General features: G+C 56.1%; 23 protein-coding genes. 6 read left to right on the forward strand and 17 right to left on the reverse strand.

The window, feature by feature from the left end; translation table 11 throughout:
- The first annotated feature begins 64 nt into the window (after positions 1-64).
- Positions 65-559, forward strand: coding sequence for an STAS/SEC14 domain-containing protein (locus Q1A71_RS22290; protein WP_299682103.1), 495 nt, complete (start codon positions 65-67; stop codon positions 557-559).
- A 92-nt stretch (positions 560-651) separates the two neighbouring features.
- On the opposite strand, the gene Q1A71_RS22295 is transcribed toward Q1A71_RS22290, so the two are convergent.
- From Q1A71_RS22295 to Q1A71_RS22345, 11 genes are all read right to left on the reverse strand, one after another.
- Entirely contained in the window at positions 652-1200 is a 549-nt protein-coding gene (locus tag Q1A71_RS22295) for a YetF domain-containing protein (protein ID WP_299682105.1), read from the reverse strand.
- 87 nt (positions 1201-1287) lie between these two features.
- Positions 1288-2301: a glycosyltransferase family 2 protein gene (locus Q1A71_RS22300; RefSeq protein ID WP_299682108.1), complete on the reverse strand. Its 1014-nt coding sequence runs from the start codon at positions 2299-2301 to the stop codon at positions 1288-1290.
- A gap of 40 nt (positions 2302-2341) precedes the next feature.
- Positions 2342-2908, reverse strand: a complete 567-nt coding sequence (locus Q1A71_RS22305) for an SAM-dependent methyltransferase (protein WP_299682111.1) — start codon at positions 2906-2908, stop codon at positions 2342-2344.
- The gene (locus tag Q1A71_RS22310; protein ID WP_299682114.1) at positions 2905-3600 is read right to left on the reverse strand and encodes a PIG-L family deacetylase; all 696 of its coding nucleotides are present in this window, start codon (positions 3598-3600) and stop codon (positions 2905-2907) included. The genes Q1A71_RS22305 and Q1A71_RS22310 overlap by 4 nt, the downstream gene beginning before the upstream one ends.
- Positions 3593-4516 carry an acyl-CoA dehydrogenase gene (locus Q1A71_RS22315; RefSeq protein ID WP_299682117.1) on the reverse strand — a complete coding sequence of 308 codons (924 nt, stop codon included), beginning with the start codon at positions 4514-4516 and terminating at the stop codon, positions 3593-3595. Before Q1A71_RS22315 ends, Q1A71_RS22310 begins: the two co-directional genes overlap by 8 nt.
- Before the next feature lie 128 nt (positions 4517-4644).
- Complete coding sequence (locus Q1A71_RS22320; protein ID WP_299682120.1) at positions 4645-5628, reverse strand: glycosyltransferase; 984 nt, start codon at positions 5626-5628, stop codon at positions 4645-4647.
- Between the two features lie 74 nt (positions 5629-5702).
- Complete coding sequence (locus tag Q1A71_RS22325) at positions 5703-6659, reverse strand: glycosyltransferase family 2 protein (protein WP_299682123.1); 957 nt, start codon at positions 6657-6659, stop codon at positions 5703-5705.
- Entirely contained in the window at positions 6652-8115 is a 1464-nt protein-coding gene (locus Q1A71_RS22330) for a glycosyltransferase family 2 protein (RefSeq protein WP_299682126.1), read from the reverse strand. Before Q1A71_RS22330 ends, Q1A71_RS22325 begins: the two co-directional genes overlap by 8 nt.
- A 199-nt stretch (positions 8116-8314) precedes the next feature.
- Positions 8315-9058: a Crp/Fnr family transcriptional regulator gene (locus Q1A71_RS22335; protein WP_299682129.1), complete on the reverse strand. Its 744-nt coding sequence runs from the start codon at positions 9056-9058 to the stop codon at positions 8315-8317.
- Entirely contained in the window at positions 9048-11162 is a 2115-nt protein-coding gene (locus tag Q1A71_RS22340) for a catalase (RefSeq protein WP_299682132.1), read from the reverse strand. The genes Q1A71_RS22335 and Q1A71_RS22340 overlap by 11 nt, the downstream gene beginning before the upstream one ends.
- A 243-nt stretch (positions 11163-11405) precedes the next feature.
- Positions 11406-12761 (reverse strand): type VI secretion protein ImpB, encoded by a 1356-nt coding sequence (locus Q1A71_RS22345; RefSeq protein WP_299682136.1) that lies wholly within the window; start codon positions 12759-12761, stop codon positions 11406-11408.
- A 268-nt stretch (positions 12762-13029) separates the two neighbouring features.
- Here Q1A71_RS22345 and Q1A71_RS22350 point away from each other — a divergent pair, with 268 nt between their 5' ends.
- Positions 13030-13509 carry an MgtC/SapB family protein gene (locus tag Q1A71_RS22350; protein ID WP_299682139.1) on the forward strand — a complete coding sequence of 160 codons (480 nt, stop codon included), beginning with the start codon at positions 13030-13032 and terminating at the stop codon, positions 13507-13509.
- Between the two features lie 34 nt (positions 13510-13543).
- On the opposite strand, the gene Q1A71_RS22355 is transcribed toward Q1A71_RS22350, so the two are convergent.
- The 6 genes from Q1A71_RS22355 to Q1A71_RS22380 form a co-directional block, all read right to left on the reverse strand.
- The gene (locus tag Q1A71_RS22355) at positions 13544-15298 is read right to left on the reverse strand and encodes an FAD/NAD(P)-binding protein (RefSeq protein ID WP_299682142.1); all 1755 of its coding nucleotides are present in this window, start codon (positions 15296-15298) and stop codon (positions 13544-13546) included.
- Positions 15299-15616: 318 nt separating this feature from the next.
- The gene (locus Q1A71_RS22360) at positions 15617-15814 is read right to left on the reverse strand and encodes a CsbD family protein (RefSeq protein WP_227267714.1); all 198 of its coding nucleotides are present in this window, start codon (positions 15812-15814) and stop codon (positions 15617-15619) included.
- 379 nt (positions 15815-16193) lie between these two features.
- Positions 16194-17078, reverse strand: coding sequence for a Crp/Fnr family transcriptional regulator (locus Q1A71_RS22365; protein WP_299682149.1), 885 nt, complete (start codon positions 17076-17078; stop codon positions 16194-16196).
- A 305-nt stretch (positions 17079-17383) separates the two neighbouring features.
- Positions 17384-17599: a DUF1127 domain-containing protein gene (locus tag Q1A71_RS22370; protein WP_299682152.1), complete on the reverse strand. Its 216-nt coding sequence runs from the start codon at positions 17597-17599 to the stop codon at positions 17384-17386.
- A gap of 118 nt (positions 17600-17717) precedes the next feature.
- Positions 17718-17888 carry a hypothetical protein gene (locus Q1A71_RS22375; RefSeq protein ID WP_299682155.1) on the reverse strand — a complete coding sequence of 57 codons (171 nt, stop codon included), beginning with the start codon at positions 17886-17888 and terminating at the stop codon, positions 17718-17720.
- Positions 17889-18330: 442 nt separating this feature from the next.
- On the reverse strand, positions 18331-18738 hold the full coding sequence (locus tag Q1A71_RS22380; protein ID WP_299682158.1) for a host attachment family protein: 408 nt from the start codon (positions 18736-18738) through the stop codon (positions 18331-18333).
- Between the two features lie 837 nt (positions 18739-19575).
- Between Q1A71_RS22380 and Q1A71_RS22385 the strand changes: the two genes are divergently transcribed.
- The 4 genes from Q1A71_RS22385 to Q1A71_RS22400 all read left to right on the forward strand — a co-directional run bounded on the left by Q1A71_RS22385 (position 19576) and on the right by Q1A71_RS22400 (position 23140).
- Entirely contained in the window at positions 19576-20181 is a 606-nt protein-coding gene (locus Q1A71_RS22385) for a GNAT family N-acetyltransferase (protein WP_299682161.1), read from the forward strand.
- A gap of 283 nt (positions 20182-20464) precedes the next feature.
- On the forward strand, positions 20465-20881 hold the full coding sequence (locus tag Q1A71_RS22390) for a CopG family transcriptional regulator (RefSeq protein WP_299682164.1): 417 nt from the start codon (positions 20465-20467) through the stop codon (positions 20879-20881).
- A gap of 29 nt (positions 20882-20910) precedes the next feature.
- Entirely contained in the window at positions 20911-21993 is a 1083-nt protein-coding gene (locus Q1A71_RS22395; protein ID WP_299682166.1) for a PHB depolymerase family esterase, read from the forward strand.
- 1 nt (position 21994) lies between these two features.
- On the forward strand, positions 21995-23140 hold the full coding sequence (locus Q1A71_RS22400) for a C45 family peptidase (protein WP_299682168.1): 1146 nt from the start codon (positions 21995-21997) through the stop codon (positions 23138-23140).
- The last annotated feature ends 2 nt before the right edge of the window (positions 23141-23142 follow it).

Raw genomic sequence — 23142 nt, forward strand, 5'->3', positions numbered from 1 at the left:
GAAAGGATACGTACGCGCTCCCGCAGGATTTGATTGACGTTCGCGACACATCGCAAATTGCAATTTGAATGTTGCCGTTCCGCTGGTACGGGACATCGAAGAAGGGTTTCAGCCTCAAAGTTTGGCGCTGCGTTCTGAAACCGAAACCATCGAAAGGATCATGATGATGAAACACTTAAACTTGCCCTCTGTTCGGCAGATTCCGACCAGTTCTGATACAGTCTACGCGTTTGAGATTACGGGACATGTTTCGGATGATGATGCAGAGGCTCTGGCCGAACATATGAATGACGCGTTTGATAAGCATGAGAAGGTCAACATGCTGATGAAACTGGACGGCTATACCGGCAGCGATAAGGATGCGATCTTTGACGGAGAGGTGATTGAATCCCGTTGGCGCTCTTTGTTCAACGTCGAAAAATATGCCGTCGTGGGTGCTCCGGATGGGGCGAGCAAAATGATTGCCTTCATGGACAAGATCTTGCCGGTCGACGCGAAAAGCTTTGCATCTCATGAAGAAGCAATGGCCTGGGAGTTCGTTGGCGCAAAAGCCGTCTAGAGATCGCAATGTCGAAGCCGCACTTCGCCTCGCAGGGCGGTTTCGTCGAATACAGTGTGCAACCAGATTCGGTGCGCGTGTGCACCGAAAGGTCATGTTGTCCTACCTGGTTGAGGCGGCATACCGGCGACACCGTCGAGAGTGACCTTGGCAAAGTCGCGATCCCCCTTCGGGATGACGCTGAATGATGCATCTGTTTCGAGAATGACCCATTGGGCTTCATCAATGCCCGTCAGCCCCGCGCTTCTGACAGCTGCCTCTACTTCTTCCGTTGCGACACGCTCGTCACGCATGGCGTCTTCCAGACACATACCTTCATGCACCAGCAGATGCGGAACAGGCTTGATGACACTTGCTGCCAGAGGGGAAATGATTACCAGCCGTGTCACCAAGTATTGGAGTATCATCAGGACGCCTGTCGCCAGCGCCGCTTCCAGCAATGTGACACCGTCCAAAACGATGCTTGATGCGGCGATCGATCCCATGGCAACAGTCACGACCCAGTCAAAATTGTTCATCTGTGATGTCGATCTCTTGCCGCTCAACCGCACCGAGGCGATGATGAACAGATACATGACCGGGGCGGTGATCAGGATCCGGATCGGCCCTTCGATCCCGTCGTAGAAAATTGCAGTGTCCATGGTTTGGTTCCTGATGTTGCGAGGGGCGGGAGGCGTCCTGATGATACACAATTTTTTGGAAGGTGAGGTTGTGATGTCGCCCCGCACTTAGGCTGCGGCGAGAGCCAGGGACCTCATTACGGCGTGTCGCGCAGCGACAGACGGCTCGTCACGAAGACAGGACACCAAGTCCTGTAGTTTCGAAAAATCCCGAGATGCCTCGTCCGCAGCCAACGGGATAAGTTTCTGTGCGGCGGGTGGCCAGACCGGCGCAAATGTGTGCTCTCGCTGATAGAGGGCGACCGTATCGCGATACGAAAACAGCGCGCTGTCCAGAGAGGGATTGGCGGACCCGATACGTGTTCTGATCGCATCTGCCATGCCACCTGCGGCACGACCCGACAGGCGGCACGAGGCATTGACCAACAGCTTTTCAGAATGCCGCACACGATAGCCATCGAGCTTGAGCCTTCGCGTGATGTCGCGGTCTTCGCCAAGCGGGATGGGCTGGAAACCTCCGATGGCACCATAGGCGCTGGCACGAAAGGCCAGGTTCGCCCCGGCGCATTGACCGTGATGCGGAAAGGGGTTCGTTGGATCGGGTGCCAGCAGATGGCAAAGCTCCATCGAAGCCTGAAGATAGTCATGTTCAATACCGCCACGCTCAAAGAAGACCTGTGGCAATGCGCGTGCTTCCTGCGCGATGAGTTGAACCTGTCCGCAAAGGGCATCGAAACGTCGCAGGCTGGAAACAGCGGTTGAAACCCAATCGTCGGCCACCTCGCAATCGGCATCGGTTGTGAGCAAGGTCTCGCACCTGGGCGCTTGCGCAGAGGCAAGTTCGAAGCCCAGACGCCTGGCAAGTCCGACATTTCCGCCACGCGGATCGTCGTAGGATATGGTGCAGAGTGCCAGGTACGCTGGCTTTCCGTCATGCGCGATGCGGACTGTCTCATCATCCGTGTTGTTGACAACGAGGATCACCGCAAGAGCAAGGTGGTCGCAGGCCTGCTGTGCCGCTAGTGCGTTCAGACATCGCGTGATGCGCGCGGCTTCGTTGCGGGCCGGGATCACGATGACAACATCAGGTGTGCCGATATCCCCGGTGATACAGGGTTCCAACGTCCTCGTGGAGGGGAGTATTTTGCCCTTGCCTGCCATCCTACGCACTGTCCCCGAGGGCCATCCTGCGATCGATCCGGTAACCTTCAGTCGACGTAATGGGGGCAAGTTTTCGACCAAAATTACCCTGAAACAGCTCCAGCGCGTCTTCTCCTTGCAAGGCATTTCCGGTGTCGCCTAGATAAGTGACACAGAGGATTTCCGCCTTGGGCCATTGCGCGTCGATGGTCTGCGCTAAGGCCGCGATCCCCTCAGCGTCCATGAAATAGAGCACCTCCGACAGGACAACCAAGTCATAGTCACCCCTGGGGAGCCGACCTGGCCACATGAGGTGTTGAAACCGTGCGTCCGGCACGGCACGGCGGGCGGCGGTGATGGCAGTCGCCACCGCGTCGACCCCGTCATATCGGGCGCAACAAGGTGCCAAAACCCGTGCGAGCTCACCATTACCACACCCGATCTCAAGTGCCGCGTGGTACGATGCCCGGCTCAGTGCCGCGCGCGTCGCTGCGAACTTTGCCTGTTCGTATCGGCTTGTGCGGAAGTTCCACGGATCATCATTCGTAGCGTAAAGCGCGTTCAGCTTTTCGAGGGAAACGGCGGTCATGGGTTTTCCTCCCGATAAAGCTCGTCCTCATTCACAAACATCTCCACAAATCTCTCCGGCATGACGAATCCATCCGGGTCATCGTGGACAACCTTGCCAAGTTGACTGCGATGCGCAAAAAGCGCGCGGGCTTTACGTGCACGGTAAGGCGACGTGTCCAGTGCGCAATCCAGGCCGAGATCGCCTTCATCCCAGCGGGACCAGACGGGATAGGAGAAGAGGGTGCAGGCCAGTTCACTGGCAACGATGCGGGCAATAGATGCCGTTGCTTTATGGTCGTGATGCGCATCGCTGGTGGAAGATGCAAAGACCCTCCTGATCCCTTTCTGCTGCGCGATTGCGACGATCCGCTGAGCGATCTCGTCGTAGCGTTCGTACTGCATGTTCAACTGCCCGTCCGGCTCACCCAGCATCGTCAAGTCTTCGGCGGTACCACCGAGATGGCTTATGGCCTCGCGCATTTCAGCGGCGCGAAGATTGGCCAACCGGGCCGGGGGCCAGACGCGCGATTGCGGGTGAGACCGCGCGCCATCAGTCATGCAGATCACATGGGCTCCCGTTGTTGCGAAGGCAGCGACAAGAAGCGCACCGCAGCCAAGCGTTTCGTCATCGGGGTGAGGGGCGAGCACCAGAATACGCTCCCCTGCGGTGAGGTCGCTGGGAGTAACGGATTTTGGGCGCGTGCTAATCATAGATCAAATCCGACAAGGGTCGGTCGGAGATCAAAAACGTCCGCCCCATGCGCTGTAAGAGCGCATCACGGGCAACCTGCCTTAGATAGGCGGCAAGATCGCGTGCACGGCGACCCACCGGATGGTCGACATCAAACATCGCGAGGCCCACGGATTGCTCCACTGCGGTGATGGCGTTTTGCGCGATCTCTTCGGTCAGAAGCCGCGCCGCGATGGATTGCGCCACGGCAGCTTCGGTGTCCTTTGGCGCGCGCGATACCATGCGGGCGGTGCGCGCTATGTAGGGCAGGCTGGCCAGCGCTCGGGCGACGAGCGGGGCAAGGCGTGCAATCTGAGGTTCTGCCTCCAAGTGCCCGCGCGTATGCAATGCGGCAATGGCCGCGTTCAGAAGACCCAGCGTTCCGCCCGCCTGCACTGCTGCGATACGCCAGACCCCGCCGACCAGATGGGGTTCAATTGCGAACGCGCCGGGCGCCCCAAGCAGTGCACCTTCGTCGACAGTCAATCCGTCGAAAGTGAAGTCACCCGAACGCGACGTCTGCATGCCGGCCATATTCCAAGTGGTCAGGTCCTGTCGGTCTGAATCAGTGACGTCGACAAGCACCATGCGTTGCCCATCTGCGGTCTTGGCGGTCACAACCGCTGTGTCGATGACGCCAAGGCCAGAACAGAAGCGTTTCGTGCCTTTCAGATTGTTGTCGACCTTGAGGGTGACACCGCGTGTCAAATGGTCCGCGCCCCAGACGCCTAGGATGGAGCCGGAGTCGTGAAACAGTGACGCGTCCCCATGCATGGTGACAAGCGCAAGCCCGTTTACATGCCCTTCGTACAACCTAGCCAGTGAGAGGTCGATTTCGGCGACCTGGACCAGACTGCGCGACAGAACCTTCGGGCGCGCCAGGATCTCCGCTCCCATCAGCCCGCATTGACGCAAGCGGCAAAGCGCAGCCGGAAGATAGTCTCCGACAGACGCGACAATGTCTGCGAGTGCCGACCTGTCCTGCGCCGTCAGAGATAGGTTTTTCGATAGGGTAACGGGCATTGTCATGATGCCAGCGCTGTCGGTGCTGGCTCAGGGGGTGCGATTGTGACACCTGCTGATTGTTGCAGGAGTTCGAACCAGGCGTCGACAACGGCCTCAGTTCGAAAGGCGTCATGCGTTTTGATACGCGGTCGAACGCGACGCCATACCGTCAAACGCGCGACAAGCGCCGATGTATCCGAACACTCGAATGCCTGGTCAGCCGTTGACACGATTTCATCGTTTGCGCCGAGACCGCGTTGGCAGATGACAGGCGTTCCAAGCGCGTTGGCCTCCGCAATGACGAGACCGAATGTTTCGGCAAAGGTGCTTTGCGGGTAGAAAATACACAGAGCCTGTCGCATGACGCGGTGCAATTCAAACTGGGGCAGGGGGCCCAACCCCACAACGCCGTCCGGTGGGGTGGGGGTGGTCCAGGCCATGTAGCCTGGATCAGCGACGTGAAGTCTCAGGCTCGGCATTGCTTGTCGCACGGCGACAAACCGGTCGTAAACCTCGGCCAAACCCTTGTGCGGGGCGCTGGCGAAGAGCAGCAGGTCAGGGTCGCGAGGCGTTGCGTCAGGCTTCAGAGCATCAGTTACGGGGTTGTAGATAACGTGGATCTTTGGTGATCCTGTGACGCCGTCGCCTAGAAACCTGCGCAGATGAGCGGCGTGGCTGTGCGAAACGCATACGACTTCCACGCCAGCATGAACAAGAGCCGCTCCCATCTTACGGTTATGCCGTCCTGGATATTTGTGCAGCCAGAGAAGGATGCGGGCAGCAGGATGGCTTTTGCGCAACTTAATGGCCACCTTCCAGGCATTGATGACGACGATAACTCCGGAAGCGTCTGCAGCACGATACGCCTCTTGCAGCGATGTATAAAAGAGTGGATCGCTGGATACCCTGCTCCCAGTGTTAGCGCGCTGAAACAGGCGCGAGCGCACGCCTTTTCCCGCCAGACCTGACAGGACGCGCAGCACGGTTGCTTCGGTACCACCCATAGGCCGCTGCCCGAGGTCAGCTAGACAGTAGGGTTCAGACGCACAGGGATCGACCAGCCATAAATGTTCTTGCGTCATTGTGCGGCCACGCTGGTCCCGCCCGTGATGCGCGTGGAAAGGCGGTGGATCGCCTTGCGTGTCGTGTCTGTCATCAGCGCACTGGAGGCTTCGAGCGGCTCAGCGCGACTGACAAACGCACCCTCTAGTGACGGCAGATTAATGGGTTCCGGATTGACCTCCCCGGTAGCGCGCCACGCCTCGACCTTGCGCCAGACCTTTGTGCGATCGGATTTTCGGCGCGCGCTGTCATAATCGGAGGCCGCAGACTGGGTGAGGGAGTCAGCTGTTTCGATCTTGGTGAGCAAAGGCTCTGGCACGATCCACATTGGTTCACCGCTCAAGACCAACCGGTTGCGGAATTCACGGTCTTCTTCGATGCAATCGGAAAAGCCCCCAAGTCGTGTAAAAACATGCTTCGAAAAGAGGCCTGAATTTATATGCGTCCACTCGCCCGGTACGGTCGATCCCAGTTGCAAGTTCGGAAACACGTCATCGAGCAAGGACAAATCGCGCCGAATGTCGACCCGCCTGCCATCAGGCAGGATCAGGGTATGATGGGTCAATACCCAAGAGATATCCAAGGATGATCCCGGTGCGTGCCCTACAAACGCCCAATTCAGACAAGGGTCCGCGCCGATGTCAGGCTGGAACAGGGCCCGCGATTGCAAGAGCACCTTGTCCACATGCGGACGGTCATCGGAATCGTGAAAGGTGAGGGCAGTGGCATCACTCAAGGCGATGCCGACATTCTTGGCACCTGCCGTGCCGACATTTGACGGCAGCCCGATATAAAGGAAATCCGGGCGATCGAAATAGGACGACAGGACATTGCGGGTCTGGTCCGTGGAGCCATCGTCAATCACAATGACACGCTTGTTGCTGTAGGACTGATCCAGAGCAGCCTTCACAGCTGGTTCAATAAGCTGGGCACGGTTGAATGTCGGTATAATGATATCGGCTCGATTATCCATGTTTGGCAAACTCCAGAAGAAATTGAGGGCCGCGGCGATAGGCCTCAAGGGCAGAACGGGTCATGTGCGCGGCGGGTAGCAGAACGAAAAGCGGTAACAGGGCGAAGCAGGCCAATGGCCCTGTCGCCAAGGCAGCTGGAGCTGCAAGAGCCGCGAGGACCAGAAGTGCGATGTGATCACGTGGCAGCAAGCGATCACTACGCGCGCCGCCGTCCTTTCGCGTGACAACGAATTGCGCGCGGTCCGTCAGGGTGGCTTCTACTGTGCCGCGTGCGGCAGCAGGGAGAAGCGCCAGCCGATTGGCGACGGCACCGGCAAGGGTTCGAAGATCGTTATGCGCCTTGCCGATCACGAGCGGCAGAAGAGATCGTCCAACTCCAATTATGACACATAATGCGGCGGTTACGATCAGCAGAGGCTGTGCAACGCCAAATAGCAGACTTCCAAGCAAAGCGGCGACGGGTATCAAAAGAAAGGACAACCAAGCGGTCAACTGCGAAGCAATCACGACCGTCTGTCGCAAGCTGCCACGCGCATTCGTATTTTGGAGGCGATCCAGGATGGCTTGTCGCAACACGCGTGCATTGCCATTGCTCCAACGGAACCGCTGTTGTTCAAAATCGCTCAGCGCGAGCGGCAGAATGCCATGCCCGACCGCTCGATCGATGAACCGACCCTGATACCCCGCTGCACAAAGAATGTAGCCCAGATGCGCATCTTCTGTAACGCCGTCAGTGGGCCAGCCGCCGACATTCTCCAGGGCTTTCTTGTCAATCACGCTCAGAGTACCGGTCGGCAACATAAGTCCCGTGCCGTTTGCAGAGCGGGCATGGAATGAGAAGTAGTCCTCAAGTTCCAACGAAATCCCGTGGGCAGCCCGGCCGACATGCCGATAGGCTTGAGGGAACTGCAAGAAGTCGCTGCCGTCCTGTTCAAGAACACGCGCAGCGCATGAGAGAAAACCCGGACTGACGACGTAATCGCTGTCGATAGTTACGATGTGTGTGGCCTCGGCAGCAGACTTGTCGAGCGCAATATTGAGCGCGCCAGCCTTGGCGCCTTTGACGTCCATGCGATGGAAAAACCGCATATTTACTCTCAGTGACGCGCAATAGTCCCGGACAGGGACCCACTTCGCCGGATCGCTTGTGTTGTTGTCTATGACGATAACTTCATACCGCTCATTAGGGTAATCCTGCTCGTGAAGGGCGCGGATCGTGTCGCACACGAGGCCAGGCGGCTCATTGTGACAAGCAACGTGGACGGAGAAGTAAGGCAGATTCGAAGAGGGCGCGCTCATAGTTCTCGAAGTGCGTTGAACGAGCCGCGCCGAAATTTGCACTGCGATAATGCAGACCTCTCCAATTAAACACAGAGCGACCAAAACCATCATTGCTTCAGGCGCGACAGCGACAACGAGAAAAACAGAAAAGAATATCAGGGTCGCGAGCGACATAAAGTCCATTCCTCGAAGTTGATGACGACCCGATCCTCAGATCAGCAAGGGACGTGAGTAAGAGCTAGAGTTCAGCCTCGGCCAAGCGAACTGGAGGCAAAAGGACCGTGAGAACTCACTGCTATTTCACGATATACGAGTGTTTGAGGGCCTGCGTTAACACAGATTAAGCCCCAGACAGTTAGTGCGTGCACCGCAGCTAAGATTGCGGAAACCAGCTCACGTCCATGTCGGAATATCGATCATAGAAGTCACAGAAATTAGCCAGATCATCTTCGCGGAGAACCGTGACGTTCCCGTCCTTGCGGGAGATAAAGCCGTCATTTTCGAGCCGCGAGATTGTCTTGCTGACATAGACATTGCTGAGCCCGAGAACATCGCCAATTTCCGTCTGCGTAAGTGGCAACCGGCAGGTGTCGGTCATGTCAGTGTTAGTAATGCGCAGCTTTGCCAGGAGGTTGAGGAACAAGTAGGCCAACCTCTCCCTGGCGCTCATCCGGCCCATGGCGCGGATAAGGTCGACGAAGATCACCTGTTCCCGCACTGCGAGCGTAAAGAGAAGCGCGGTCAGCTTCGGCGAGCTTTCGAACACGACATCAAGGCCAGACTTTGGAAAGGGGCAGAGGACGACGGGCTCGGCCGCTCGAACAGATGTGGTCGCGTGATGAAAGGCAATGCCTTCGAACCCGACAATGTCCCCGGGGTGGTGCAGACGGACAATCTGTCTGCGACCATCCGGGAGGTCCGTATAGGAATAAAGCCATCCCTTCTTGACCACGTGCAGGTCGTCGCGACGATCACCTCCAAGATAGATATCCTGCTGTTCATCGTAGGATCGCTCTTCGCGCTCAAGACGTTCGAGATGCCCAATTGCCTCCTCGTCCAACTCTGCATAGTGCGAGAGTTTCTGGACGAGGCAGCTCTTGTTCGCCTCACTTGCCATCGGAAATTCTGTCCCAGAAGCGCAGCTCCGAGAGTTTGGCGATGAAACCATCGATGTCGCCCTTCGACGATAGTTGGAACATCCCATCATCGGTTTCGTGCACGCCAGCGGCCTCGAACAAGGCTTTGGCAGGGTCGGTGTAAGCAATGAACTTTGCATGGCCGAAGGCGTCCGATACGAAGTCTTTGGCGGGGAGCATTTCCGCAAGCGCCTCTGCACCATCCTGCGTCGCTATGACCGCAACCGCATCGAAGAGCACCGATGGGGCGCCATCGATCTTTTCGTCGGCCGCGACGGATTGGCCATCCTTGGTGACGATCCCGGCCACGTTCACTGCAATAATTTCGACCATACCTCCCACATTTTCGATCGCAGACCGCAAGCCGTCAAGAAGGGTATCCGCGATATCATCGGTCGCCAGAATACCAAACTTGCGACCGGCGAAACTGCCGGGACCATTTTTCAGAATCGACAAGGCATCGGAGGGCTCTAGACCTTCGACAGGTTCTTTGGCAGGGATTGCGGCATCGGGCATCGAGGACATGCCAAGACCATCTACGACTTCATTTGCAAGGCCCTTGTCGATGAGCAGCAGATGCGAGACGACCCGTTCGCGAATGACTGGTGTCTTGACCTTGGACAACTCAAACACCAATGCATCAGCGATATGCGTCTGCTCAATGGATGTCTGGCTTTGGTAAAACAGGCGTGCTTGGCTGTAGTAATCGGCAAAAGACTCAGGGCGCGCTTTTCGCTTTTCACCCCCAATCTGCTCTGGATAGGGCCGGAATCCTGTATCGGGGTCGGCGCGCGGACCGCCCTTTTCCCAACTGTTGGGCTCATAATTGGCGCGGCCCTTGGGGGCATGCATCGCCATGTGACCATCCTGTTGGAAGTGATGAAACGGGCATTTCGGCGCGTTAATCGGGATATGGGTGAAATTCGGACCGCCCAGACGTTTGATTTGCGTGTCGAGATAGGAGAAATTCCGCCCCTGAAGCAGCGGATCATTGGTAAAGTCGATGCCAGGTACGATGTTCTGCGTGCAGAAGGCCACCTGTTCGGTTTCGGCAAAGAAATTGTCAACCACGCGGTCAAGGATCAACCGCCCGACGATGCGAACTGGCACATCTTCTTCCGGAATGAGTTTGGTAGCGTCAAGCACGTCGAAGGGAAAATCGTCCGCAAAGGCATCATCGAAGACCTGGATCCCAAGTTCCCATTCGGGATAGTCCCCCGCCTCAATCGCATTCCAAAGATCGCGGCGATGGAAATCGGGATCAGCCCCGTTGATCTTGACCGCCTCGTTCCAGAGCACTGATTGCAGGCCCAGTTTCGGCTTCCAATGAAACTTAACGAACTGGCCATCGCCCTCGGCATTGACGAAGCGGAAGGTATGCACTCCAAACCCCTCCATAAAGCGGAACGATCTCGGGATGCCCCGGTCCGACATGGTCCACATGACCATGTGCATGGCTTCCGGCATCAGCGAGATGAAGTCCCAGAAGTTGTCATGCGCCGACTGAGCCTGAGGAAAGGCGCGATCGGGCGCCTCCTTGACCGAATGGACGAGATCGGGGAACTTCATCGCGTCCTGGATGAAGAACACAGGGATGTTATTGCCGACGATGTCCCAGTTGCCGTCCTCGGTGTAGAGCTTAACAGCGAAACCGCGCGCATCCCTTGCGAGGTCAAAAGAGCCTTTGTTGCCAGCGACGGTTGAAAACCGGACGAATGCCGGAACTTTGCGGCCTCGTTCCTGAAACAGATGCGCGCAGGTCAGGTCGGATAGCTCCTCTGTCGCTTCGAAATAGCCATGCGCGCCATAGCCGCGCGCGTGCACAACCCGCTCCGGGATGCGCTCATGGTCGAAGTGAAAAATCTTTTCGCGAAAGTGGAAGTCTTCCAGCAGTGCCGGTCCGCGTGCTCCGGCCCTCGACGTGTTCTGGTTGTCAGCGACCGGAATACCCTGAGCTGTGGTCAACCGGGTCTGGTCCGGGAGTTGATGGTGCTCGCCCCCATCGCCGGTTTTCTTCGTGCGCTCTGTCGTGGCATTGTCGGATTGAGTATCGGCCGTGGCGGTATAGAGTGATTTCTCGGACATTGGGCGCTCCCTGTTCTGATTGGTTAGATCAGACCTAGCACGCGTTTTCGATCAAGCTGTCGATGGCACCACGCAAACTTTACAAACCTTATTCCATGTTAGTGTATTTGGCTGTTGGGGTGGGCTTGCATGGCAGACTTGTGCCGCTTCACGCTCTGTGAAAGTGGGTTTGCAACCAACTTATCATGCGAAACGCCAACGCGACGTACAAAAGCCCAGCATACCGTTGCCAGTATAAATTGCTCAAAACGAACAGAAATGCGTGGCTTCGTCCGGGACTGGAGCGCTATTGAAGTCCGCGCGCTCTGGTATTCGCCCAAACGCGATCTTCGCGCCAAGGTACCCGCCCGGCACAGTCGCTTTTGGTCCCAGAGAAATGGCTTCTGGACCAAATTCCGAACGCAACCGGTCCAATACGTTGCTCACCTGTTCCCAGCGTCTGCGCTCGGATGTCGATTTGGGAGGGTTAACATTGGATGTTTCGAGATCGAAGAGATCGCATGTCATTTCTTTTGGATCCAGTAGCCCGTGCAACATGACGCTGACAGATCGCGGCTTGAATGTCCTCTGACGTGTGGCAGTCATCAAACCTTCGGCCAGGGCCTTCTGGAATGTACGGTCATCTCGGGAGGGTGCGACGCATAGTTCCTGATGCCAGCGCAGATCGTCTTTGCGTGAGCCGGAGGCACTGCGATAGCCGCCTCCGCGAAACCCAAGCGTCAGTTTTGTTGCGACAAATTCAGTGCGTCGAAGGCGGCGGGCGGCACTGAAACAGAGCTGACGGGCGCAAGAAGCTACCTGTTCTTTGTTGCGCCAATCTGGCGGCAGCATTCGACTGTGCCCGAACATCCGCTTCTTCGTCGCTGGCCGTTCACTATGGTACCCATGCAATCCGTTCCAGAACCGCTCTCCTTCCACATTCCCCCAGATCGCCCGTGCTTGCTTGGGCGCAATGCGCCATAACGCCTCGAAGTCCTTGATGCCGCAGTTTTCCAAACGCTGCTGAATACCTGTCGATATTCCGGGAAGTTTCTGCAGAGGGAGATGGTTCAGCTTTGCTGGCAACTCGGCTGCGGTGATCAGGCTGAACCCGTCGGGCTTGTTCATCTCTGCGCCGATTTTCGCCAAGAGCTCAGTGGGAGCCATACCAATGGAACAGGTCAATACATCACTAAAGTTGCGGCTTAACTCCTGCTTTATACGTTTGGCCAGCTGGACGCCCTGTGCTGCTTCGCTTGGCAGCAATGTGCACACCAGCTCGTCGATCGACCGAACATGTGAGACAGGTAGGCAGCTGTTGATTACCTCAAGAATGCGGTCATGCAATCGGACGTAAACATCGTGTCGCGCGACGACGAAGATCATGTCGGGCACCGCCGCTCTCGCGTCCTTGATTGAGGCGTTTGATTTCAAACCAAGTGCCTTGGCCTCTTTGCTGATGGCGATGCAGCCTGTGTTCGGGGAATCGAGGGGCACCACACCAACCGGGAGGCCCCGTAGGGCTGGATTAAAATGCTGCTCGGCGGTTGCGAAAAAGCTGTCGAAATCGAGGTAGAGCCGCTCTACACCGTTCGCCTTTCCTCGTGAGTGGTCGTGCATTCCGGACTCCTGACAAGACGAGAACAATACAGGAACATGAAACTGAGTCGCAAGGGCGCAATATTGCTAAATAGGTGCGCGTGAGGGCTGTTGATTACTGGCCGCACCGCGCACATCAGCGAAAGTTTCTGCGTTGGCCTCTTCGCTTTGCAAAGCTCTTGCAAGGCCGCATAGTGCAATCAGCGATTGCACTGGCCGCGGAATACGACACGACGGTTGAAAAGCTGCGACTTAATGCGGCAGGGCGACATGAGAGAGCAGGTGAAGAATGCCAGAGTGGTTAAGCAATATCGGATTTCAATTCGAGCAGGCGGACTGGTTCATGCGACTGGTCTTTGCGCTCGTGGCCGGTGCAATTCTTGGCTTAGACCGCGAAGTGCGCCGCCGTCGCATCGGCATCCGGACTTACATGATGGTGTCATTGGGCTCGGCGATATTCACGATTGTTTCGGTAGAAATGGCACAGGACATGACCGACGCGGGCTTGGCTGCAGATGCGACACGCGTCATTCAGGGGTTGATCGGGGGTCTCGGCTTTCTGGGCGCGGGCGCAATCATCCAGGGTGACAAGCGTGTCGGCGGAATGGTGACTGCCGCAAGTCTCTGGGTTGCAGGCGCGATTGGACTGGCAGCGGGCATGGGATATGGCGTCTTTTCCGTCATTTGCGCCGCGTTGGCGGCCGGCTTGCTCGCCGTCAGTCGTGTGATGGAACATCGCGGTGCCGACGACAGACCTGACTTGGACTGATGTCACTCGGGTCAGAACATCGGCGTTTCTGGAGTTACTGAGTCTCCACTGACTTGACGACTGCGCGTTTCGCCGCGCTGCTTGCCCAAGTACGAGGTCTCTCGCCAAAACACTCGAGAATGGCGTCTACCCCGATGATGGTGCCCTTTGCTAACCGACCGAGCACCGCAATGCGAAGAACACTGTCATTTTGTGAGATGACATAGCCATCCGCTGTCGTTGCCACGCCAAGTTCATCGTGGACTGGTGCGACAAGTCCGTCCTCTAACAGACCTTCGATCAGTGGCGAACGGACGTCGGCAATTTTCGGCGCGTCCAGCACCGCGTTGACCATGATCTGCGCCGTGGCATGGTTTTCGCCGCTGGTTAGGAGCCACCCGTGGTCGGCGACGTTAATGTCCGGGTCGGCGAGATACTCCAGATCCAACATGCCAGCTTCGCACAAGGCAAGAAGTTGCTGGAGGCTCTCTATCGGTGGTCCGAACGCATAGCGCTTCATGCTTTCGTCCGTGAGAATGATTTCTGCCAAGATGTGGTCACTGAGCGCGCTATGTGAAAGCGAGCTGTAGATGGTAGGGTGGCAGTGCCGCCACACTTGACCTATGCAATAATCTAAACTGACCGGCGCGCTGCCGTTGGCCATCTGGACGAGATTCTTCAACAAGTCGATCGGTGGCTGATCCGTATCCAAGCAGCACTTATGGCCCTGCGCCGGATCCTCGATCCAAGCTCTTACAAGTTGATGCAGAGCGTCGATATCTGAGGGAGCGTCGTCTCGCCTATTTTCGAGTCCTCGAAAGACACTCCCAATGATGGGTGTGATTGCATCCAACAAAAACGCCTCCCCTGTCGCACGCGCTTGTAATCCTGGATCACTCAGTTCGCGGCCAAGCCTTTCCACGGCTTCTTCTGATGGCGCGAATTGCCGGTCGAGCTGTTCGTTAACGGGCTTCGGACCCATAGGCAGACCATCAAGGGAGAACGGAATGATAGTCGGGACAACCTGTTCTGCCGGTGCGAACTTCAACTCGCGCGACTGTTCGTCACGCAGCGAGAATGATCCATATGCTACGGCAATCGCACGGACAACATCGATCGTGGCAAGCCCGTACCCTCTGACGGCAACGGCTGTCTCCGTGCTCGTTTTGGCCGCATCGACGATCGGGCCAACCGGATATGGTTCATCAAACAGGCAAAGCTCGTCCTTCGCCTCGATTTCGGCCTGCCAACCTTCAATCTGCGGGTCTTGTTGCGTTGGTTGGTGACCGACCGTCAAGAGGACCTGATCTGCAAAGAACTTGACGCCTGAACGGGTCGTTACACTGGCTCCATTCTCAGTAAGCGCTGCCGCGACGGCGCGTTCTTGGACCAGTTTTGCAATACCGTGCTCAACAAGTGGATGAAGAAGGGTAGCAAACCTTTCATGAAGATAGGTGCCGACCACATTGCGCGGGGGATAGTGGTCAGAATTATCCTTTGAACGCGCGGCCGGGTTGGTCACGGCCCAGTCGAGATAGCTGGGAAAGCTCTTTATCAAGGCGGTGCCGAGATTGATTTCGGGACGTGCGGGCAGCTCCAGAATGCGATCGTTGACGTTGCTCCAGTTACTATCTGGCTGTGACAGGTCCCAGACAGGGCCATTTCCCAACTGTTCGGTCTCCTCGACGAGGAGGATTCGCACGGCTTTAACGGTATCTGCTCGGGACAGTTCTTGAACAAAACGCTCCAAAGCATAATGTCCCCGTGGGCCAAGGCCGACAATCGCCAGATCAAAATTCGATTTCGTCATATAAGTTCCGTTCGGACACCGCCGTCCGGCGTGCTGCAGCAAGAAGTCGATCGCGATGGATCGCGTCAGCTGAAGTATGTCATTTTGTGGGGGAGGATGACAGCGGCGTATAGCCGCTGACATATCAGAGGTTGGAGAAGACAGCTCTCTATATTCCGAGATCGACCCCGCTACCATACGTACACGATCAAGTCATCGACCCTAAACTACGGTTCCCATGGATGAGCTTAGCTTAGCGAGCCTAAGTGAATCTTTCGGCTATCTTAACGTGATTGGCGCCACCCAGAAACTTAGATCGTCTAGATGGCGCCAAATCGTTCAGTTCGAATTCAGGAAGTCATCGACCTCTTGTTTCGCTTCTTCTTTGGTCTTTCCGTATTTCGCCTGGATTTTACCCTCAAGCGCTTCACGGTCGCCATTCACTTCGGCGATCTCGTCATCGGTCAACTCGCCCCACTTGGCTTTGACGTTGCCGGTCATCTCTTTCCATTTACCTTCGACTTGATCCCAATTCATCGCAGTCCCTCTCAGATTACATGCCAAGACACAGCGTCCGGGCTTGGTTTCAAACATATGGTATGCCAGCACCAATTTTGCCTACCTCGATGCGATCTATCTTTAGGACAGATAGTTCCAACCTATGATCGCTAGATTCAGCGTGGCAGTACCCGGTAGTCTTCTCAATTTGGCGACGCTTTGCTTATTTGGCCAGCCAAGGAAGGTGCGAAATTGGCAAAAGCTAAACCAAGACAGCTTTGGCACCGCTGTATGTCGACCCGGGCGGGGCTATAATGCTGCGACGTTATTACACCCTGGTACGTCGTCTTTCCGCGAATAAATCGCCTCCGATGCAGACCAAAATTTAGTTAAGTCCGCATAGATGGCCTCTCTTTAGTCAGACCATTGCGAATTCTGTACGCATGGACTTATCCCGAGGGGGCAGGTCTTCTGGAGGTTCGGCACTTGGAAACCATGACGTATCCATATTTTCATAGGCATCGAGAAATTCTATGTCTTTCTCCCACTGCTCTCGGGCGAGGAGCCGAAAATACGGACGGTCGATTTCTAACTCTCCTCGCTCTCTAAGTGCGCGAAGCAGTTTGTTGACGTAAATTGACGTGAGCCCAACGGCTTGACCAATCTCGACTTGACTGAACGGTACGTGGAACCGATCTCCGGTACCTACTCCTGGCACCTTAAGTCGCGAGCGCAACTGGAGTAGAAAGAACTTCAAGTTGCTCTCCGCACTCATTGAGCGCATGCACGATCCATGATGCCGAAAGGCTTGCAGATCGAGCGACACGAGCGCGAGCAACAACGCGTTGAGGCGGGGCAACCTGGACACGCCACTATAAAATGCGCGTCTCGAAAGTCGGCTAACAACACCTGATGTTTGCATGCTGATTTGGTGCTCCACCTGGGGAGTACCGATCTCCGACAACCCAACAAATTCCCCGGGCAGGAAAACACGAAGGATTTGGTGGCCCGAGCTCTTATTGTAGGATTTCAGGACAGCCCAGCCAGATTGGAGCACGACGATGTCACCGTCTTCATTGTGCTGGGACAACTTGTCGCCTTTCGTGATGGGCTTAGGATCGTCTTCAGAGCGCTCGATGAAGTCTAGTTCTTCGCCAGTTAGCCTGACATATTTTGAGAGGCGGTTTCTGACCGAGCTCGCCGCGGTTGCTTGCCGTCCTCTCGGAGCGGGAGATACGAAATTCAATCGGCGAATACTGGATGAGCGCGACAAGCGGTCGGGCGACGTAAGGCCATAGGTCATGAGATCGCCTTCAAGAGATCAACGCTAAACGAGGCTTTTGGTTCCCAAATCTGGCGAGTGAATGTCTTACGCTCAGCGTACCATTCAGTGTTTGGACCCTGTTCGTCCGCAATGGTAAAAACGCTAGGTGAGCATCCTTTTGCGTGAAGGCAAACGTGAAATGCTGGAAGGGCCTCTCCACTAATACGTGGAGCGAAAGGTGATCTCAATGTCAATGAAAGGCCCTGCGAGCTGCGGCACAGAGCTTGATCAAACGATGTGCGTTTCACCAAAGAAATCTGGACCGTTGTAGAGTGCCACAGCCATTACATATTAGCAGCTTCCGCTGAAATTTGGCCGATATCTCCGCGGCTTAGGCCGATATCGACCAACTCTCGATCTGACATGGCTGATAGCTCTGCGAAGGTCTGATTATAAACAGCCCGCGTCCGGCAATTTTCTGCGATCTCGGAGCGAAGTCGCCAATAGACCTCTACAATTCGGTGCAAAGGATGTGATAGATATAAGTTCTGGAACGTCATGTAATATAGCCTTTCCGGCTTTGTGGACAGGAGTGCCAATCCACGTGACTAATTGTTAGGGGTGTTTGTTCCGGCCGAGCCGAAGTGTGATCGAGGGGCGCAAACGGGACGTGAGCGGTCAGACCGCAGGCGGTTGAACAGCACGTCTTCGGAGAAACATTGTGCCGAGGCGGTGTGCGCCGACGGTAAGCATCTGTGCAAACCATTCGCGGCGCATCGCGCGTGCATCGGCGAGATATCCTTCGACATCAGCCTGTCTTGCTGTTGTGAAGGTCATTTGCGGGGTCATAACATTATCTTTCGGTTGCGCGGCATCAGCGCCGCACTCCTCAGGTGTGGTCGATGCACCCGAAGTACAAACCATAGGCGGTATGCGGGCAGAACATACCGGCAAGCCCTGCCTACGACCGGTTGCTCCTCAGATGCCGACTTGAGCGTTGCGCCGACTGCCGCGGCTTCCTCACCGTTAGCAACACCAGTTTCACCCTCGGCTGATCTGGAAGACGCGACCCCTTGCGTGACCAGAGTCGCCCTCCCCGTAGATGCCCCGTATCTTGTGCATGTCCTCCATCAAAAACGGGACGATAACCGTGAGGTTAACCGCGTCTGCTCCGCTGTTGGTAGCCCTGGAACCCCAGCCGGCGTATCAAGCCTAAGTCCCGACACACAGTGTTGAATGGTGCTGCTGTCGCTCAGAGATGAGCGGCAGCAAGTAGCCGTTTGTTGGCAGCTCAATCCGCTGAGAGACTTCGTTCGATGTCTTCGGTGGGCGAGTTGATAAGGGTTTTCGCCAACTCCAAAGTGATTTTTTGCGTGACTTCTTGGTGAAGAATTGGCCGGATCTCTCCCAATGTGTCTGGGTCCGCAACAAGAACCAGATGCTTGAATTCTTTCTTGTGGGCCTTCGCGTAGAGATACTGCGCGAGTTGTTTGGCGAAGGTTGCTTCGTCCGTCTCTTGGTTAGAGGACTCAGGTGGCCGGTTGCCCGAGGGTCCGTCATCATCGAGGTTTTGCGGAGACAGGCCACCGACATGCTTCAGCTTTATGTCCCGTACCGTGCCATCGTTGACAAAGAACTTTGCCTCAGCCCCTGAAGCGATCACGACAAAGGCTTTGGGTGGGCATATAGAAGCCGTCATATTTGGATCTCCCTGGTTGGTCTGGATTGAGCGACACGCACACTTGCAGCCCGCTTCGAGAAGCAGAAATAAGAGGCGGTTACTTCGTTGAATTGGGACTGCGAGTACGCCAGCAAAATCCTTTGGAGTAACGATTGGCAAAAGTCGCCTTGCAGCGGGCCATTTGGCTAGCAGAGCCTATTTGGACTTCGGTTTCTTTTCGCTCTGATCCTCATTGATCTCAGAGAGGACAGATTTGCTCTTCGCAGAAGAAGGCTGATCTGAGGGTTCTTTGCCATCCGAGTTTAGCTCGGCGAGAACTGATGTATTTTTGGCTTGTTTGTCGGATTTTAATGTCATTGCGTCTTCCTTTTTTGTTCGTGAGTGAATGTTCTTTAGCGGTTCACAGCCATAGCCGCTCAGATTCGTGCCGGACATCGCACCTAGGAGAGTTGAATACCAGGGTCTCGTACGCTTCTTCGCCGATCCGTTTCACCAGTACCGACTTTCAGACAATCCAGAGGTTCGCCGAGAAGATGTCCTCACTTTGACTAGGGCACGGTTTTGAGAAGTGCGACGGGTTTGAGACCCTGCGAGGTGCCGGGCAAATCAGGCGATACCGGTTCATGCAGACATTTGGCCATCTTGAACCGATAACGGGTGGACGTCTGTGCTCATTTCCTAAACTCTGACAAGATTTTCCAAGATAGGACCCTTTTCCTAGCCAGTAAAATCAGTGGAACGCCTGTTTCTCTGAACGCAGCGGTGATACGCTCCCAGCAGTGACAGGACATCGTTGAGCCTGAAGGCAAAAAGCACTTGCCTAGGTCACCGCTTCTTTTGATTGTGAGGGTTGAGATGGCCTACAGATCGCTTCGGCCATTCGATGTCGAAGTAAAGGACGGGCTTTGGGTCTCACTCCGCGACGTTGTTCCGGATGACGGCGACCTGATTGAGCTGGGGTTTGACCGTCTCTCGAAGCAGTCACGATTTTTTCGCTTCATGGCGGCAAAGAAGAGACTGACCGGTCGTGAGGTCAAGCAATTTGCTGCATTGAATACAGCAGATCATGCAGCCGTTGGGGCGCTGTGTATGCGCCAAAATAGAGCTCATCCTGTCGGAATCGCACGCTACATACGCACAAACGCAGAAGACCACGCAGCCGAGATTGCAATTACCGTCGTCGATGCTTTTCAGAACCGCGGAATCGGCACTCTGTTGCTCGGCGTTCTTGCGAAGGTCGCCCAGGCACACGGGATTACAGAATTTCTTGCGCTAGTCGCCAAAGAAAATGACGCCATGCAGCACCTTCTTCACGAACTCGGCGGTACAGATGAAACGCCGGGTGACCCAGAGGTGAACATCTCAATGCCGATTTACCAAGACCCGCAAAACTACCCGATCAACAAGGTCGGTGCATATGTTCGCGAGGCCTATGCTTTCACCGAGCTTACACCAGTATGAAATCTGAAACGCGATGAACTACGACTGGCGCGCGGTTTTATGATCTGGTTCAGGAGGACAGTGTATGGATGCTGTTAGTGGCATTCTGAACGTTATTTCATCGTCCGGCGTCCGGTCGAGACAGTTAAGTTTGTGCGCGCCTGTGCTTTGGATCGTCTAAATTTGGAAACGTCCGCGACCGCTGAGGTCTCGCACTGCACAATTTATACACTGTATCGGCCCTGTTGCTCTTGCAAAACTCTATAGGACATCCATATACCATCCATACAGATGGAGAATCGATATGAGTAACGTGACACAGCTGCACGATAAGCAGCCAGAGAACGAAAAAATCACGATCAACTTAGGTTTCGTCGACCTCGGTCGGATCGACCTGTTGGTACAGGAGGGGTTTTACTCCAATCGGAGCGACCTGATCCGCACCGCGATCCGCAATCAGCTAGAGAGCCACGGCGAAGTCGTCAGCAATTCGCTAGAGCGGCATACGATGGAGCTGGGGCTACGAGACTATACCGTATCTGATCTTGAGGCTTTGCGGGATGCGGGCGAGATGCTGCACGTCAAAGTCGTGGGGTTGGCGCGGATCGATCCTGATGTGACGCCGGAACTAGCGCTTCAAACCATCGGATCCATCACCGTGCTGGGCGCCTTGCAGGCCAGCGCAGACATCAAAAAGGCACTTGGCGACCGCATCAAGTAGGTCGTCACACATATAACAAAGGAAACATTATGAAACTCTTCGACGTCGGCGCGACGCGCCCGGCGGCCGATACCGCTTGGGCGTCGGCAGCCAATGATCTTGTACAACGTACACTTGCGCAGCATGGCCTCGTATCGCCGTTAGAACAGGGCGCACAAACAGGGGGAGTAAACCCGCCTTCGATCAACAGCATGTTGGCGAAGTTGTCCGGACAACTCATACATTCTGCCTCGCCTGAGCCAAGCGTTCCAGTCGGTGCGATTCTTACAGACGATATCTTCGCATGCGCATCCGGCAGCCGCCGCTATCGCCTCTATGTTCCCGCCTCCGCGTCCGAGGAGGCGACTGGTGTGGTTATGATGCTGCATGGCTGCACCCAAACACCGGAAGACTTCGCCACTGGAACGGGTATGAACGCCCTGGCCGACCGTCACGGGTTTGTGGTGATCTACCCTGCGCAATCACGGGGCGATAACGCGCAATCCTGCTGGAACTGGTTCAGCCGCGGTGATCAACGCCGGGGCAGGGGGGAACCTGCGATCCTGGCTGGTTTGGCGCAGAAGATCTGTGCCGATTACGGTGTCACTCGCGACGACACGTTCGTTGCAGGTCTTTCGGCAGGTGCCGCCATGGCGGCTATCCTTGGGGAGACCTATCCGGATATCTTTGCTGCAGTCGGCGCGCATTCCGGCCTTCCGGCAGGATCTGCCAAGGACGTGCCTTCCGCTTTTGCCGCAATGGCGGGCAATGCACTTGAGGCACCCGATCCCGTGCAAGCTGATCAGCGCGTGCGTACTATTCTGTTTCACGGGTCAGCCGACCATACCGTCCATCCTTCGAACGGTGACAACATCGCGCGGCGTGCACGCAGTGCGGGTCCTGGCCAGAGCGTCGAGGCATCGATCACAGGTGATGCAGCAGGTCGGACCTACACAAGAGATATATCAAGCGACGAGGACGGCACAGCGTTGGTCGAACATTGGACGGTCGAGGGGCAGGGCCATGCGTGGTCAGGTGGTCAGCCAGGCGGGTCCTACACCGATCCAAAAGGACCGGATGCCAGCGCGGAGATGATCCGCTTTTTTTTCGATAGAACAAACAAGGACATTTGAGATGACCAATATGAAACTGACGTTTGATGCGGTGACCGAGGCTACGCCTGGCCCGAAATGGGCCGCCCGTTGGGCACGGTCCTGGCCTGCCTATGAGGCATGGTTTGTCGCACGCGGCGGCGATGCCGGTCCGTCCCGCGCCGACTGTCGAGCCGCGCTGAAGCACCACATGCCTGAGTTGATCCCGACTTACGACAAGCTTGTCGATATTGCGGGTGGCTCCGACCGAGCCGCGCGGTTCCTCTCCACATGGTGCCCGCCGTCCTATTTGGGTGGGTGTTCCCTCGCAGCCGTCGCGGACCGGCATGACGTTCGGCTGGTGCGCAACTACGACCTCTCGCCCGAGTTGAACGAAGGGCTGTTGCTCCGCACAGAATGGACGGGTCGCCCGGTCATGGGCATGGTTGAATTTCTCTGGGGCCTGTCGGATGGCATCAACGATGCAGGGCTCAGCGTTGCGCTGGCCTACGGCGGCAGATCCGAGACGGGCACGGGGTTCGGCATCACAACGATCCTGCGCTATGTGCTGGAGACCTGTGAGACAGTTGATGCAGCACTGGCTGCATTGAAGCGCATACCATCGCACATGGCTTACAATGTGGTCCTTGCAGATGCCGCAGGCCGCACGGCAAGCGTTGAACTCGCTCCTGGAGGCGGCGCTACGATCATGCCGCAGGCCATTGCGACCAACCACCAAAGCAAGGGCAGGGCCGCCGAACGGCCCGGTTTTACGCGAACCGTAGAGCGGCTGGCTCATCTGAAGGGCTTGCAAGCCGGCCCACGTGATCTTGGCCATCACTTTGATAAAGAGCCATTGCGGCAGGTGAGGTATAGCCAGGGCTTCGGAACACTGTTTACGGCGGAGTATGATCCGACGTTGCGATCGCTTTTGCTGTCGATGAACGGAAAGCGATGGCACCAGACCATCGACGGATTTCAGGAAGGGCGGCACACCGCAGACTACTCACATACAAGCGTCAGCGACGCGACTGTCAGCATGCCAATCGGAATTGAAAGCAGAGACGACTGGTCCCAAGCCGCGATGATCGATTGGTCGCGCCTCGCAATGGACTATGCGGCAGGTCGTGGCCAAGAGATAAGTGCGTATCTTCCTGACACCTTGGCCTCGAGATCCGAGGCCGCATAGCA

This window comes from uncultured Roseobacter sp. (assembly GCF_947493125.1).
GTDB lineage: Bacteria > Pseudomonadota > Alphaproteobacteria > Rhodobacterales > Rhodobacteraceae > Roseobacter.